Annotated in this window: 11 protein-coding genes, 1 tRNA gene, 1 pseudogene and 1 riboswitch; of the genes and pseudogenes, 9 read left to right on the top strand and 4 right to left on the bottom strand. The window is 40.4% G+C overall.

Annotated elements, in window-relative coordinates:
- The 9 genes from CA265_03870 (at position 1) to CA265_03830 (ending at position 11,635) form a co-directional block, all read left to right on the top strand.
- Complete coding sequence (locus CA265_03870) at positions 1-1,368, top strand: hypothetical protein (protein ID ARS38862.1); 1,368 nt, start codon at positions 1-3, stop codon at positions 1,366-1,368.
- Positions 1,355-3,487, top strand: a complete 2,133-nt coding sequence (locus CA265_03865) for a hypothetical protein (protein ID ARS38861.1) — start codon at positions 1,355-1,357, stop codon at positions 3,485-3,487. Before CA265_03870 ends, CA265_03865 begins: the two co-directional genes overlap by 14 nt.
- Positions 3,488-3,489: 2 nt before the next feature.
- Complete coding sequence (locus CA265_03860; GenBank protein ARS38860.1) at positions 3,490-5,274, top strand: hypothetical protein; 1,785 nt, start codon at positions 3,490-3,492, stop codon at positions 5,272-5,274.
- 328 nt (positions 5,275-5,602) lie between these two features.
- Positions 5,603-7,237: a TldD protein gene (locus CA265_03855; protein ARS38859.1), complete on the top strand. Its 1,635-nt coding sequence runs from the start codon at positions 5,603-5,605 to the stop codon at positions 7,235-7,237.
- 2 nt (positions 7,238-7,239) lie between these two features.
- On the top strand, positions 7,240-8,556 hold the full coding sequence (locus CA265_03850) for a peptidase C69 (protein ARS38858.1): 1,317 nt from the start codon (positions 7,240-7,242) through the stop codon (positions 8,554-8,556).
- Between the two features lie 127 nt (positions 8,557-8,683).
- Complete coding sequence (locus CA265_03845; protein ID ARS38857.1) at positions 8,684-10,324, top strand: TldD protein; 1,641 nt, start codon at positions 8,684-8,686, stop codon at positions 10,322-10,324.
- Positions 10,325-10,561: 237 nt separating this feature from the next.
- A tRNA-Cys gene (locus CA265_03840) sits at positions 10,562-10,635 on the top strand.
- Between the two features lie 20 nt (positions 10,636-10,655).
- Positions 10,656-10,755, top strand: a riboswitch (SAM riboswitch).
- A gap of 77 nt (positions 10,756-10,832) precedes the next feature.
- Complete coding sequence (locus CA265_03835) at positions 10,833-11,015, top strand: hypothetical protein (protein ARS38856.1); 183 nt, start codon at positions 10,833-10,835, stop codon at positions 11,013-11,015.
- Between the two features lie 41 nt (positions 11,016-11,056).
- Positions 11,057-11,635, top strand: coding sequence for a DUF4833 domain-containing protein (locus CA265_03830; protein ID ARS38855.1), 579 nt, complete (start codon positions 11,057-11,059; stop codon positions 11,633-11,635).
- Between the two features lie 41 nt (positions 11,636-11,676).
- Here CA265_03830 and CA265_03825 read toward each other — a convergent pair whose 3' ends face one another.
- From CA265_03825 to CA265_03810, 4 genes and pseudogenes are all read right to left on the bottom strand, one after another.
- Positions 11,677-11,952, bottom strand: a complete 276-nt coding sequence (locus tag CA265_03825; GenBank protein ARS38854.1) for a hypothetical protein — start codon at positions 11,950-11,952, stop codon at positions 11,677-11,679.
- A gap of 105 nt (positions 11,953-12,057) precedes the next feature.
- Positions 12,058-13,386 carry a deaminase gene (locus CA265_03820; GenBank protein ARS38853.1) on the bottom strand — a complete coding sequence of 443 codons (1,329 nt, stop codon included), beginning with the start codon at positions 13,384-13,386 and terminating at the stop codon, positions 12,058-12,060.
- Positions 13,387-13,515: 129 nt separating this feature from the next.
- Positions 13,516-14,364, bottom strand: a complete 849-nt coding sequence (locus CA265_03815) for an AraC family transcriptional regulator (GenBank protein ID ARS38852.1) — start codon at positions 14,362-14,364, stop codon at positions 13,516-13,518.
- Between the two features lie 233 nt (positions 14,365-14,597).
- A pseudogene (locus CA265_03810) lies at positions 14,598-15,341 on the bottom strand (hypothetical protein).
- Positions 15,342-15,347: the final 6 nt, after the last annotated feature.

Raw genomic sequence — 15,347 nt, 5'->3', positions numbered from 1 at the left:
GTGCAATTTTTATATCCCATAGGTTTAGTGGCGCTGGCAGGATTAATTATTCCGCTCCTAATCCACTTGTGGAACGTTAAACAGGGTAAAACGGTTAAGATTGGCAGCATTGCATTGCTGGGCGAAAGCTCGAGGGCAAGTTCAAAAAGCTTCAGAATTAACGACTGGCTTTTATTGGTTTTACGCTGTTTGCTTTTGGCACTACTGGCATTTCTGCTGGCGCAGCCATATCTAAAAAAAAATATTTCAGGCAATAGTAAAAATGGATGGATTCTGGCAGATAAAGCCACTTTTCCACAGGTTTTCAAAACACATAAAAAAACGATCGATTCATTGCTAAAAAAGGGTTATGAAATCCACGATTTTAATATGGGTTTTGCGCCATTAACCTTAAAAGATACTACTGCTGAAGTAAAACAGCGCAATAGCTTAAATTACACGACCTTACTGACTGCGGCGAATCATTTTGTTCCCGCAGGTGCAAGCGTTTATCTTTTTGCAGACCGGCGCTTAAACCATTTTGGGAACGAATGGCCAAGCCTTAGCTGCAAACTCAAATACATCCCCTTAAACCAAACGGATACCCTGAGCAGCTGGATTGCCAGCTACGCAGGAAAGAAATATGAGGCAAAATCGAATCCATCCAATACCACCTACGAAGCTTTAAACCCGGCAGATGAAGTGCCAGTAAACATCGCTATACATGAAGGCTCAGGCATTGAAGATGGTAAATACCTCATTGCGGCTTTAAAGGCCATTGGCAGCTTTACGAAACGGAAAATCATCATTAATCCTGTTTCCGGAAAGGTAGCTATTGGTTTCTGGTTATCGGATGATCCGGTTACTCCAATTTTTAAATCTTCAATCGCAGCCAGTGGAAACTTGTTTCAATATGAAAAAGGGAAAGTAATCACCTCACCATCTGCCCTTAACCTTTATGGTCGCCACATTAAATGGAGTAAAAAGGTTGTTTCGAATAATCAATCAGAAAAAATATGGACCGACGGCTTTGGAAATGCAATATTGACCAATGAAAAGGTAAATAATCTAAATACATTTCATTTTTATAGCCGGTTTAATCCGCAATGGAATGAACTGGTTTGGGATGGTATATTTGTAAAAGCATTAATGCCCCTGCTTTTACAAGATAAAACCCCAAATGATTTTGGTTTTGAAGACCATCCTAATGATCAGCGACGTTTATCTACCGCTCAAAATAATGTCTTCGAGATCAACAAAGCCCAATCGGCCACAAAAAGTACTCAAAATAAAGCGCTTGGCACTTTATTTTGGATCGCTGCCTTATTGATTTTGGTTACCGAACGTATTTTATCATTCAGAAAAAAACCGAATTATGTTAAAAGCTGAAGGACAAAACTGGATCAGTAACCTAAGGAAAAAGTGGATTAGCTTTTACCTGATCAGCACCTTTGCAATTGCATTGGCTATCGCACTGGTTATATCGGTTATTGGCGTGTACCTGCTGCATTTTTCACCATGGCTTTTTGCAATTGTTTTTCCTGCGGCTCTGGCTGTTCTTTTGTTCAGGAAACCCATTTGGAAAACCACCAACCATGATGTTTCGAGATTCGTCAATAATCAATATCCTGAACTGGAAGAAAGTGCCGATCTGTTGCTTCAGCAGGAGACTGAATTATCGATCTTACAACAATTGCAACGCAATAAGATTGAAAATATCCTCCCAGGCCTTCCACAACCTAAAGAACCAGCCAAGAAATTATATCTGGGTTTGGGCATTTTGCTTGCGGCTTTATTCATCAGCTTTGGGATTAGCAAAATCCCCCTGCTCAAAAAAGAACCTTTAAACTTTCACGAAAAGCTTAACCAAATTCCCACAATCAAAGAAAATATCCCGGCTGAGATTTCCGATTTCAGCGCAACCATTATTCCCCCAGCCTATACTGGGAAAGGAGAACGCAAACAGAAACAATTTACCATCACCGCCGAAACAGGTGCTCAAATAAACTGGAAAATAGAGACGAATATTGGCATCAAAAAACTGAAACTGATCTTTAACGACAATGAAATTGTTTCGTTAAAACCTTTAAATAAATCAAATACACAATGGGTTTATGCCAAAACCATTAATAAATCAGGCTTTTATCAATTGGAACTGGATGGCAAAAAATCAGATCTCTACCAGATGGAGATCATCCCCGATTTGCCCGTTACGATTAAAATTACACAACCCAAACAGCATACCACAATTGATATCGGTCAGCCACAAAAAATTAACCTACAGGTATCACTTACAGATGATTACGGTATTAGCGATGCCTTTATATCGGCAACCATGGCCAGTGGCAAAGGCGAGGGCGTGAGTTTTACCGAAAAAAAATTATCCTTCAATACCAGTTTTGACAACCGGAAGAACATTTCGTTAGGTAGATTAATTGACCTGAAAAGCCTCGGCATGAAACCCGGTGATGAGCTTTACTTTTTCATCAAAGCGATGGATAACCATGGTCAGTCGAGCCGGTCGGATGTTTATTTTGTTTCAATTGTGGATACCGCAGAGTTAATGAGTTTAGCAGGCATGACCAATGGTGTTAACCTGGTTCCGGAATATTTCAGAAGCGAAAGGCAAATCATTATTGATACTGAAAAATTGCTCAAAGAACAATCGACGCTGCCTGTTGCAACTTTCAAAACCAGAAGCAATGATCTGGGTATCGATCAAAAGCTGTTGCGATTGCGGTATGGACAGTTTTTGGGTGAAGAAAACGAAACCGAAATCGGCGGCGATCATGATGACCACGATGAACATGCCGGACAAAAGGGAGAGGGTGAAAAATTTGGGGATGTGACTGAAATTATGGATAAATACGCCCACAAACATGACATTGCCGAAGATGCTACCTTTTTTGAACCGGAAATGAAGGCACAGTTAAAGGCTGTTTTAACTGAAATGTGGAATGCCGAACTTCGTTTGAGAACCTATAAACCCCAGGAAGCATTACCATACGAATATAAAGCGCTGAGGCTGCTCAAAGACCTGCAACAAAAATCCCGTGCTTATGTGGCTAAAACTACCGTAAAAACATCGGCATTAAAACCCGAAAAACGCTTAACCGGCGAACTGGATAAGATTACGCAACCCGTACAGAAAATGTCGTTTGAGCAAAAAGAAAAAAGGACCGCTTCCTTAAAAACAGTACTTGCCTTGCTGGAAAGCAGAAAAGCAGGCAAAAAGTTTAGTGAACAGGATCAATTTTTACTCAGCGAAACAGAGAAATACATGATTGGGGCTGCAGCCGATCATCCTGCTACTTATTTAAATGCCTTAAGTAGTTTAAGGAAGTTAAGTACGGGTAATAAGCTGGTGGTTAAAGACATCGACCTGGTTCAGCAAGCCATACAAAAAATGATCAATACCGAATCGGCCAAACCACAGACACAAAGCGCTGGCCCGGCTTCGGCTTTGTACCAAAACTATTTTAATAACCTCAACAAAACCGGCAGATAGATATGGAATTTAAATACATCGCTATTCTGACTGGGTTAATTTTATTGGCATTTTTGCTATACAAAGAGGTACGCAGAACCAATCGGGCCAGATTAGTGTGGCGGATTATAGCAAGTATAATTGCCGTGAGTTGTTTTGTCTTATTAATCGTGCCGATCAAATACGAAACACACCTGCCACAAAACACCGATGAAATCATCTTACTCACCGAAGGTGCTAATCCTGCTTCGATTGGCAGCCTAAAAGGAAAGAAATATGCGCTTTATTCTCCAGATTTAAAAAATACGAAGGCCATAATTATTCCCGATCTTTCTTATTTCCTAAAATCGAACCCCAATATCCGAAAACTGAATATTTATGGTTATGGCTTAAATGCTGCTGAATTGGAGCTGCTGGAAGGATATCAGATCACTTTCCACCCTACCGCCAATCCTCGAGGAATCATCGCGGCAAATTGGCCAGCTCAATTAAAAACGACCGAATTATTACAGGTTCAGGGCACTTATCAAAATTCAGGCGATGAAACAATTAAACTTTTGCTCAAAGGTTTAGGCAAAACCGTAGATTCAATCAGTATTGAAGCCAAAGCGAACAAAACCTTCTCCTTTAAAACTTTCCCAAAGCAAACAGGAAAGGCAGTTTACGAATTAATATCCTTAAATAAAAAGGATACTTTGGCTAAAGAACCGGTTCCTGTACAACTTGGCGACCAGGAGCCCATGAAAGTTTTAATCCTGGCATCTTTTCCTGATTTCGAATACAAATTTTTAAAAAACTGGTTATACGAAAATCAATACCCGCTGGCTTTCAGAAGTCAGATCAGTAAAAATAAATATGCTTTCGACTTTCTGAACATCGATAGCGTTAACCTTAATCGCATCAATGCATCGTCATTAAAAAAATTCGACATGATGATCATTGATGAAGAAGAGTTAGCGGCCATCAGCCCCAGCGAACGGTTTTCAATAGATTTTGCCGTTAATAACGGAATGGGTTTATTAATCAGGGTGACTAATTTAAAGGCTACAACTACACTCAGTGGCAGGTTTAGCCGATTCGAATCGCCTGTCTTAAAAGGGAAACCGCTAAATTTAACGCTTGTAGAAGCTCACCTGAAGTTTAATCCATTGCCCCTCGAGCAAACATTGTTTTTAAAGGCCAATCAAAGTGATCAACCACTTATTGTTGATGCCAATGGTAAAACAGTGGTCAATAGCAACATCAGCGGTTCTGGTAAAGTATTGGTCTCTACACTTTCCGCTACATACAATTGGCTATTATCTGGGCAAAAAACTGATTATGCAAGCTATTGGTCTAAACTTTTGGCTAACGCCGCAAGAAAAAGAAACGATATTCAGTCTGTAAGCTTCATTCCTCAATTTCCCGTTATTCATCAAAAAACGAAGATTATTGCAGATCTGGCAGCGTCAAATAAGGTACCAGTATTAAAAATTGATAACATTTCACTTAGTCCGCGGCAAAATATGGCACTTCCTTTCCAATGGGATGCTTTATACTGGCCTCAAAATTCAGGCTGGACAAACCTGGAAATAAATCAAACCATCGAGCCAGTATACATTTATAAAAAAACCGATTGGAAAGCACACAAAAATCAGCAAAAATTAGACGAGACCCGTCAGTTTATCAAAAACCAGAATACTACTGAAGCCAATAACAAATTAACAGACACCATTCTGGAGAAGGAAATATCACTCTGGTGGTTCTTTACAGGTTTTGTGCTTGCTGCTGCTTTTTTATGGTACGAAGCAAGGATTTTGACTGTTTAAATTGTATGGCTATTTCCGAGAAAGAAGTCAAGTTTTTAAAACTTGACTTCTTGAAAAATCTACTTAGCAACATGATTGGTCGTTGCACACTATCACAAACCGCCGCAATACCATACAAATCAGCTCCGTGCTTTCAGTGTTTCCGTGGCAAAAAAAACCAAATACCATACCTAAGGCACTAAAACCTGCGTTTATTAGTCGCTAAAATCACCTAATAAATCATTTATACTTAAATATCGGCCTTTGAAACTAAAATGTTATAATCAATTTCCAGTTTTAGCCTCATAATTGGCTATATTGAAATCGTAAACTAACTAAATTCAACCAATTGAAAAGAAAAGACTTCCTCTACTTATCCGGAATGGGTATGGGTGCCCTGCTCCTGCCCGACCTTTCTGCATTCGGAACTCCCATAGACCCTTTACAGGCCCTAGATGGAGTAGATGTAAAAATTAAAAAAGAACTGGCTGATGTTGCTTTAAATGCAGCAAAATCAAAAGGTGCAACTTATGCCGATATCCGCATAGGCCGTTATTTGAACCAGTTTGTAGCCACCCGCGAAAAACGTGTTCAAGGCGTAGCCAATACCGAATCGTATGGTGTGGGTATTCGCGTTTTAGCCAATGGTTGCTGGGGCTTTGCTGCCACAAACAATGTAACCAAAGATGCCATTGCCAAAGCCGCTGAACAAGCGGTGGCCGTTGCAAAAGCCAATGCTAAAATACAGGGCGAACCGGTTCAGCTGGCTCCCCAAAAAGGTTATGGTGAGGTAAGCTGGAAAACACCGATCGAAATTAATGCTTTCGAAGTTCCGGTAAAGGAAAAAGTAGACCTGCTTTTGAATGTGAACGACGTGGCCATGCAGAATGGAGCCAATTTTGTAAACTCCGTTATTTTCGCGGTTAATGAACAAAAATACTTCGCTTCTACTGATGGTTCTTACATCGATCAGGATGTTCACCGCATTTACCCAACTTTTAATGTAACCAAAGTCGATCGCGAATCGGGTAAATTTAAAACCCGTAATGCATTGAGTGCGCCCTCAGGCAAAGGATATGAATATATGCATGCCCGCCCTGAGGATAAGGTTACCGGGATTGTAACCCGCTACAAAGGTCGTTACGATATGCTGGAAGATGTAAAAGAGGCCGCCCGAGTAGCAACCGAAAAAGTAAAAGCTAAATCCGTTGAGCCGGGTAAATATGATCTGGTTTTAGATCCTTCCCACCTTTGGTTAACCATCCACGAATCTGTGGGTCACCCGACTGAATTAGACCGTGTTTTAGGCTACGAAGCCAATTACGCGGGTACCAGTTTCCTTACATTAGACAAATGGGAATCGAAAAAATTTAAGTTTGGCAGCGATAAAGTAAATATTGTGGCCGATAAAACCCAGGTTGGATCGCTGGGCGCTGTTGGTTACGATGATGAAGGTGTAAAATGCAAAAAATGGGACCTGATCAAAAACGGCGTATTAACAAGCTATCAGGCCATCCGCGATCAGGCGCACATTATCGGTTTAACAGAATCTAATGGCTGCTGTTATTCGCAGGGCTGGGATGATGTTCAGTTTCAGCGCATGCCAAATGTTTCATTACAGCCAGGCAAAGAAAAACTAAGTGTGGATGATATGATCAAAAACGTTGAAAAAGGCATTTACATCATCGGCGATGGAAGTTTTTCTATCGATCAGCAACGTTACAATTTCCAGTTCGGCGGACAAATTTTCTATGAAATTAAGGAAGGTAAAATTGCAGGCATGCTTAACGATGTGGCCTATCAGGCCAATACCCAGGAGTTCTGGAATTCGTGCAATGCCATTTGCGATGAAAGCGATTATCGTTTAGGCGGTTCGTTCAATGATGGAAAAGGGCAGCCTTCGCAAAGCAGTGCTGTTTCGCATGGCAGTGCCACTACCCGGTTTAATGGAGTTAATGTTATCAATACAGCAAGAAAAATATAATTATGGCCATATTAAGTAAAGAAGAAGCCCAGGCGATATTAAAAAAAGTAATCGGATATTCGAAAGCCGATTTCTGCGAAGTAGGTTTAAACGGTTCTGACGGTGGAAATATCCGTTACGCCCGTAATGCAGTTTCTACCGCAGGTCAGATCAGCACCATGAGTTTAGGCGTAAGTTCAACCTTTGGTAAAAAAACTGGCTCAGCCACAATAAACGAATTTGATGATGCCTCTTTGCAAAAAGTAGTAAAAAGAGCAGAAGAATTGGCGATGCTGGCACCAGAAAACCCAGAGTTTATGCCCCTTTTAGGTCCGCAAACCTTTGCAGAATCAAATACCTATAATGCAAAAACAGCTGCCATGACACCCGATACCAGGGCCGAAATGGTGGGTAAAAGTTTAAGCGTATCAAAAGCTGCCGGATTAGATGCCGCAGGTTTCCTGGAAAATGCAACCCGTTTTAATGCCATCATGAACTCCAAAGGTTTATTCGCTTACAACAAGGGTACAAACGTTTCTTTCTCGGTAACGGTTAGAAATAAGCAAGGTACCGGTTCGGGTTATGTGGAGCAGGATTTCAACGATTTAGACAAAATGGATACACTTGCGCTAAGTAAAATTGCGGCAGGTAAAGCCAATGGCTCTGCAGGTGCAAAAGCCATTGAGCCGGGCAAGTATACGGTGATTTTAGAGCCTCTCGCAGCCAGCGACATCTTAAGCAATATGTTTAGGGGTTTCGATGCCAGAAGTGCTGATGAAGGCAGAAGTTTTATGAGCAAAAAGGGCGGTGGGACGCGCTTAGGAGAACAGTTGTTTTCGGAGAATGTAAACATTTACTCTGATCCCATGAATACTGAAATCCCATCAGCAACATGGAATGGAGATGGTTTGCCCGTAAAGCGCACACAATGGGTAGAAAAAGGGATTGTAAAAAATCTTTCCTATTCGAGGTATTGGGCAGCACAAAAAAATGTCGAGCCTATTCCATTTAGCCGCAGTGTAATTATCGAAGGCGGAACACAATCCCTGGAAGACTTAATCAAAAGTACGGAAAAAGGAATATTGGTTACCCGTTTCTGGTATATCCGCTCAGTGGATCCACAGACATTATTACTGACCGGATTAACCCGTGATGGTACTTTTTATATCGAAAATGGTGAGATAAAATTCCCGATTAAAAATTTCAGGTTCAACGAAAGTCCGGTCATTATGCTCAACAATGTTGAAGCCTTAGGTAAACCAGTGAGAACAGGAAGTGGCTTAATTCCGCCGATGAAAATCCGCGATTTTACGTTCACTTCGTTATCAGATGCGATTTAAGGAATTCCCTCTAAATACCGTCATCTCGAGCGGAGTGCAGCGAAGTCGAGAGATCTGCCTAGATAGATCTCTCCTTTCCACTGCGTTCCAGTCGAGATGACGACCTTTTTATTAAAAATATACAAAATTGAGAAGAAGAGATTTTTTATATATGACAGGTGTTGGCCTCGGTGCCAGCATGGTGCCCAATATACCTGCTTTTGGCAAAATAATTTCTGTTGAAGAATCTTTAACACCTGTTGATGTTGCACTAAAGAAAAAAATGGCCGATGTTGCGCTCAACGCTGCAAAAAGCAAAGGCGCAACTTATGCTGATGTACGTATAGGCCGGTATTTAAATCAGGTAGTGGCCACCAGAGAAACCAGGGTAGAAAACATCTCTAATTCCGAATCTTATGGTTTAGGTGTTCGTGTTATCGCCAATGGAAGCTGGGGTTTTGCGGCAACCAATAACCTGGATAATAGCAGTATTGCCAAAGCTGCCGAGGCTGCCGTAGCCATTGCAAAAGGAAATTCAAAACTGATGGATCAACCGGTCCAACTGGCCGCGCAAAAAGGATATGGCGACGTAAGCTGGAAAACACCAGTTGAAATTAATGCCTTTGAAGTACCTATTGCAGATAAAGTTGATCTCCTTCTAAAAGTAAATAGCGAGGCCATGAAAGGTGGGGCAAAGTACATCAGTTCCAACCTCTTTATGATTAATGAGCAGAAATACTTTGCTTCAACCGAAGGCTCCTATATCGATCAGGATATCCACAGGATATGGCCAACCTTTACCTTAACCAAAACGGATGCAGCAAGTGGCAAATTCGAAACCAGAAATGCCTTAAGCGCTCCAATGGGTATGGGTTTTGAATACCTGAAACCAAAAGACGAAGAAAAAATTAAAGGTGGCCCGGTTACGATGTACAAAAAGCGTTACGATATGCTGGAAGATGTACGCGAAGCCGCCGCACACGTTGACGAAAAGCTAAAAGCAAAACCCATCGCTCCAGGCAAATATGACCTGGTTTTAGACCCCTCTCACCTGTTTTTAACCATCCACGAATCTGTTGGTCACCCAACCGAATTAGACCGCGTTTTGGGTTACGAAGCCAATTATGCGGGCACCAGTTTCTTAACCCTGGATAAATGGGAAAGTAAAAAATTCAACTTCGGCAGCAAAGAGGTAAACATCATTGCCGATAAGCTCGAAGTTGGCTCCTTAGGTGCAGTAGGTTACGATGATGAAGGTGTAAAATGTGGGCAGTGGGATATCATTAAAGATGGGATTTTGGTGAATTACCAGACCATCCGCGACCAGGCGCATATTTTAGGATTGAAAGAATCGCAAGGCTGCTGTTATGCCGATAGCTGGGAAAGTATCCAGTTTCAAAGAATGCCAAATGTTTCACTGGCACCTGGGAATGCGGCTTTAAGTGCGGCTGATATGGTGAAAAATGTGGAGAAAGGCATTTACATGTTCGGGAGGAATTCCTATTCCATCGATCAGCAGCGATATAATTTCCAGTTCAGCGCACAGCTGGCTTACGAAATTAAAGAAGGTAAAATTGTTGGCATGCTTAAAGACGCGGCCTACCAGGCCAATACCCAGGAATTCTGGAACTCCTGCGTGCAACGTTGTGATAAAAACGATTACCGGCTAGGTGGTACATTTTCCGATGGAAAAGGCCAGCCCGGGCAAGTCAGTGCGGTTTCGCACGGAAGTGCCACCACCCGGTTTAATGGGGTTAACGTAATTAATACCGGCAGAAAGTTAGGCTAAAACTCGTCTTTTTGCTTCATCAACACCAAAGGACAAAGCTTAATAGATTTGTCCTTTGGTGTTTCTATACGAAGGCTTTTCACGCTGTCCAAAACGCTAATTAGCATAGATATTATTCAGATTTTCAGACCAATATAAATAAAACTACTATTTCTATAGATTTTATAGTAATTATTTTATACCTTTGTTTTATCTTATTCAAATAGCTGCTTTTAGGGGTATATAGAAGAGATTTATAGTCATGTGGCCGAGTGGTTAGGTAAAGGTCTGCAAAACCTGGTACGGCGGTTCGATTCCGTCCATGACGTCTAAACATTTTAATTGTTTAATACACTTATCAAGAAAGACGGAGGGAATGGCCCTTTGATGTCTTAGCAACCTGTTACCCTACAAGGTGCTAATTCCTTCTGCAATTGCAGAAAAGATGAGTTTGAACGCAGGTATTTACTGTATTCGACGGACGATCAATGGCTATCCTTTCTGAAACTTGTAATTAAAATTCATTCATATGTCGGTATATTTTGATTATCCATCGATCAGGGATTTTTTTGAGATCCATGGAAACACTTCGAAAGAAAAATTAGATGATTATGAAAATTGTAGGGCCGAATCAGATCGGCTTTACAATGAGCAGTTAAAGCAAACTGAAGAAGAAATTCATGATCAAGATGAACAAAATACAGACACTTGAAATCGATACAATCGCGCTTATCTATAAATTAAAAACCTAGCATGCATTCAGTAAACCATAAAATTCGAACGGTAATTAAAATATTTCTAATCACTTTAATTTTCTTTCATTTTCCCAATCAAAGCAGGGCGCAATCGAAAGATCCATCCCCCCTCAGTTTTCCTACGCCTAAAAATGTAGATCATATGTTATTTTACCTCCAGCGCGATCCAAATACCAATACCTTAATTTATGCCTTAAACCTCAAGGAAAACGGCAGCATTAATCCTGATGCGCCTATTCAGGTTTACTGGATCCGTTATGGTGAAAAAGGACAGAAAAAAGAACTCGGTTATATCCAACGAAAGTTCGCCTACGGCATCGATACGAAAGCGCTTGGAGCTGATAAATATGAATTTAGGTTTGTATCACATAAAAAACTGCCTTTTTACCTGCAAAAGTATAGCGATAAAAGTTACCATGTTTCGGTAACGATAAACAACCGGATAATCAGAGTTACGCGGTTGTTTATCAGGATTCAAGGCGGCAGCTTCTGGCTCCCGAATGTAAAATATGGCGAAATTGAAGGCATTGAAGAATCGACAGGAAAAGCTATTGTTGAGCGGATAAGCGTAAAATAATCGAAATATTATACTTCAATCATCAACACTGTCCATAACAATTATTTCGCCTCTCTTTTATTGTCTATCGCAGTGCCAAATGTTTTATCAAACTCTCCCTTTACCCATTGTACTTTTCCAAAATCTCGTATACCAGGCGCAATAATGTAATTTCCTGTTTGAGAATCCAGAATTACGACTAAATCACTCGCCCCTACCTGGGTGCGATATCTTCCAATACTCTGATCTTGTCCATTTTTAAAACTGATGGCGGTAAACATTAAGCCTGCGCCCAGAAATCCCAGCAAAAGGGATTTTGTGTCTAATGTAATTTTCATATCCTTAAGATTTATTTGTGTGTAAAATCAAGATAAGATTTTTCTACGAAAGACTAGGGTTACCGCTTCATTCTATCGGAAATATTGCAATTCATTTTGACCTGATCAGAAAACTAAATTACCATCATGAATTAAGCTTTTAACTGGTGATACTCTGGATACAGCCTCTGCAGAGCAACTGGCATCAACCAGTACCACATTCGCTTTATCCCCCGCTTTTGGCCACTGTTTTTTCCCTTTGTCATCCAAAGGAAGAATATTGCCGGTAGCCAGTTTCAGTATCCTAGAAAGTTCAAATTCTGTACGATAGCCGTAAATCTGGGCAGCGATATTGGCCTTTTGCAGAATGCTTCCAGTACCAAAAGTATTCCAATGATCGACAATACAATCATTACCTGCCACCACTTCTACACCATGTTTGTACAATGCGGGGATAGGCATCGGGTTACCAGAAAGCGGAATGGTTGAAGCTATTCCCATTTTTGCCGCACCAAGCTTTTCGGCTATTTCTTCCGTTTTGATTTTGTCGAGATACCGCAGTGCAAAAGCATGACTCACATAGGTTTTTCCTTTCAATGCCGGGTTTTCCATCACTTTATCAATCAGGTATTCGATTGTTTTTACACCCGATTCGCCCGATTCATGAAGATGGATATCTATCCCCTTTCCATGGTCCAGCGCCAGCTGTATCACAAAATCCATGTGTTTTTCAATGCCACCGTCAATAGAAGTCGGATCTAAACCCCCAATAAAATCGATATCCATTTGTGCAGCTTCCTTCAATAAATCTGCCGATTTGGTATAATAAATTCCATGTTGAGGAAAAGCCACAAGTTCTGCCTGAAATGATTTCTTTTTATGCAATAACGCGGTTTCTAAATGTTTCAGGGAATCTAATCCCGAGGTAGGATCAATATTTACATGCGAACGGGCGTAACTGGTTCCGTACGACTGGAGCAATTCAATCAATTTTTCGGATCGTGGTATAGAAGTTTTTAACAGCTCAGGGATGATCTGCTGTTCGAAAGCGATCATATCTTTCACTGATCTGTTTTTCTTCAAATGTGCCTGCCAGGGCAATCCATAATAGGTTTTATCCAGGTGGATGTGCATATCTCTGAAAGCAGGAAGCATTAACAATCCTTTTGCATCAATCGCTTTTGCCTGAGCATTATTGGGAAGCACATTCTTCACCTTACCATCTTCGATCTCGATGATAAAAAGATCGGTTTTTGTTTTGATTACTTCATCTTCATCATACTCAAATCCTGTTTCAAGCCTTACATTTTTTAGGGTCAGGGTTTTTCCAGCAAAATTACTTGCTACATTTTCTTCGGCAATTGCCTGTTCTGTTGATAGTAAACAACTACTGGCAAGCAAAATAGATGAGCTTTTAATAAAATCTTTTCTTGAGATCGAATTTGGGTTTATCATAACAGGATTTCTTTCCTACAAAAATAACGTTCTGTTATGTTTATGAATGGTAGGATTTATATTAAAAATTGTACGATTTATAACTACCTGTGTTCATTGATCGGTTTTTCAGGCTATATTTTGTGCAATTCATAACTGTTCGCGAAATGCGCGAGGTGTCATACGGGTTTGGTTTTTAAAGAATTTAGAAAAATAGGCCACATCATAAAAACCCAGATCGAAGGCAATGGCTTTAATGGGCCTTTCGGTGGTGAGTAAAATCCGTTTTGCTTCGAGGATTAAACGTTCGTGAATCAAGGCGGTAGCGGATACATGAAAATGCTTTTTGCAGAGCATGTTCAGGTAATTTGCCGAAATATTCAATTGATCGGCGTAAAATGCCACAAGTTTTTCCTTTTTATAATGCAGATCAATCAGCGAGCGGTATTTAAACAACACAGGTTTGCTTTGGTAAACCGTTTGGTTATTGAACAACGTTTCTGCTTCCTGACTAAGCATCAGGGCAATAAGCCTGATCCTGGTATTGATAATTTCCCAAAGTATCGCAGGTTTTGCGAGTTCCAATTTGATGCTCCGAAATTCGTGCAGGATTTTTCCGTAAGCTTCGGCACTTAAGTTGATAACCGGATAATTTTGATATAAGATCAATGAAAAACGTAAAGAATTGGCCAGCGTTTCGAATATGCTCCTACTAATCATAAGCTGATGGGCATGGGTTTCTTTCCCCAATTCCCATTTATGGATCTGTTCAGGAAACAATAAGTGCAACTGACCACCGGCAACCTGATGATCTGAAAAATCGATGGTATGCAGGCCACTTCCCTGCTCAAAAAGCATAAAAAGAAAAAAATCATGCTTGTGCGGTTTTTCGATATGCCTTTCCCCAATTATTTCATGATAAAGCAAATTATTTCCCGAATCTTCCCGGGGCCAAAATTCACTGATATCCAGTGTCGGAAAATTTGCAATCACATCCATCAACGAAAAATACCAATTTTGAATAGAAGTTACGAAAAAAGGAGATGGAAAATGAATGGAGCAACGTTATTAGTCAGGTTGCGAATGCTAAAATTAAAATAGAGGCTGTATCATAAGGTGTGGATTTACCGATCCTTCGACAGGCTCAGGATGACAATCTATTTATAATATAGCCTCACCAAAATGCAAGCCTGAAACTTGCAGCATAATTTTCATAGGTAGATGAAAAATTATTAATGGCTCATTTTAACAATGGCAAATACCACGCCGATCAAAAATGACAAAACGTAGTATGAAGCCGGAACGAGGATACTTCTGAATAACAATGCTTTTTTACTATAGTTAAATCCGGAAAAAAACTGATAATAAAACCAGATGCTATAAAAAAAGCCAAAAAAGCTCAATACTCCGAAATACAAAAATACCAGCACTTTGGTATTGGTGTAAAAAATGATCAGTGCAGCAACAAACAGGCCAATGATCAGTTCAACGATAATCCGGTTTGAATTTAGAACCAGGTGTTCGGAAAAATTAAGTTTCGCTTTTCTGAACCAGATAAAACTAAAAAAAGATTAAACAGGAATGGCAATAATGAGGACCAGCTTGGGATGACCAGAGATAAATTTTTCAAGATCATTCATCATCGATCTGCTTCCCTGAGGCATCAGATCAGACATATTGCCGTGTGTATACGGCGCAATAAGACCTGATACCGTCAGTATGAGCAGGATGAGCGTCACAAAACTAAAATACGGTACCCTTTTACCCTGAATAAATTCGCGGACACTGTGCCCTGGCCGGGTGAAAAGGCCTTTTAGGGTAAATAAGATGCCTTTATCTACATGCCAAACACCATGAATAAAATCATGTGCAAGGAAATGTTTAATGGAATAACGGTGTGTAGTAGATTTTTGTCCGCAGTTCGCACAATAATTCTGCGTAACCGGAGCAGCACAATTTAGACAATCAGTTAACATCGATAA

The sequence above is a fragment of the Sphingobacteriaceae bacterium GW460-11-11-14-LB5 genome (assembly GCA_002151545.1).
Classification (GTDB): domain Bacteria; phylum Bacteroidota; class Bacteroidia; order Sphingobacteriales; family Sphingobacteriaceae; genus Pedobacter.
Note: the sequence above shows the minus strand (reverse complement) of the source record. Positions and strands in the feature narration are given on the sequence as shown.

Bases quoted from the DNA above. Each gene is read 5' to 3' on its own strand.
- CA265_03820 (ARS38853.1), bottom strand. From the start codon at position 13,386: ATGATAAACCCAAATTCGATCTCAAGAAAAGATTTTATTAAAAGCTCA.
- CA265_03860 (ARS38860.1), top strand. From the start codon at position 3,490: ATGGAATTTAAATACATCGCTATTCTGACTGGGTTAATTTTATTGGCA.
- CA265_03865 (ARS38861.1), top strand. From the start codon at position 1,355: ATGTTAAAAGCTGAAGGACAAAACTGGATCAGTAACCTAAGGAAAAAG.
- CA265_03825 (ARS38854.1), bottom strand. From the start codon at position 11,952: ATGAAAATTACATTAGACACAAAATCCCTTTTGCTGGGATTTCTGGGC.
- CA265_03835 (ARS38856.1), top strand. From the start codon at position 10,833: ATGTCGGTATATTTTGATTATCCATCGATCAGGGATTTTTTTGAGATC.
- CA265_03850 (ARS38858.1), top strand. From the start codon at position 7,240: ATGGCCATATTAAGTAAAGAAGAAGCCCAGGCGATATTAAAAAAAGTA.
- CA265_03830 (ARS38855.1), top strand. From the start codon at position 11,057: ATGCATTCAGTAAACCATAAAATTCGAACGGTAATTAAAATATTTCTA.
- CA265_03815 (ARS38852.1), bottom strand. From the start codon at position 14,364: ATGGATGTGATTGCAAATTTTCCGACACTGGATATCAGTGAATTTTGG.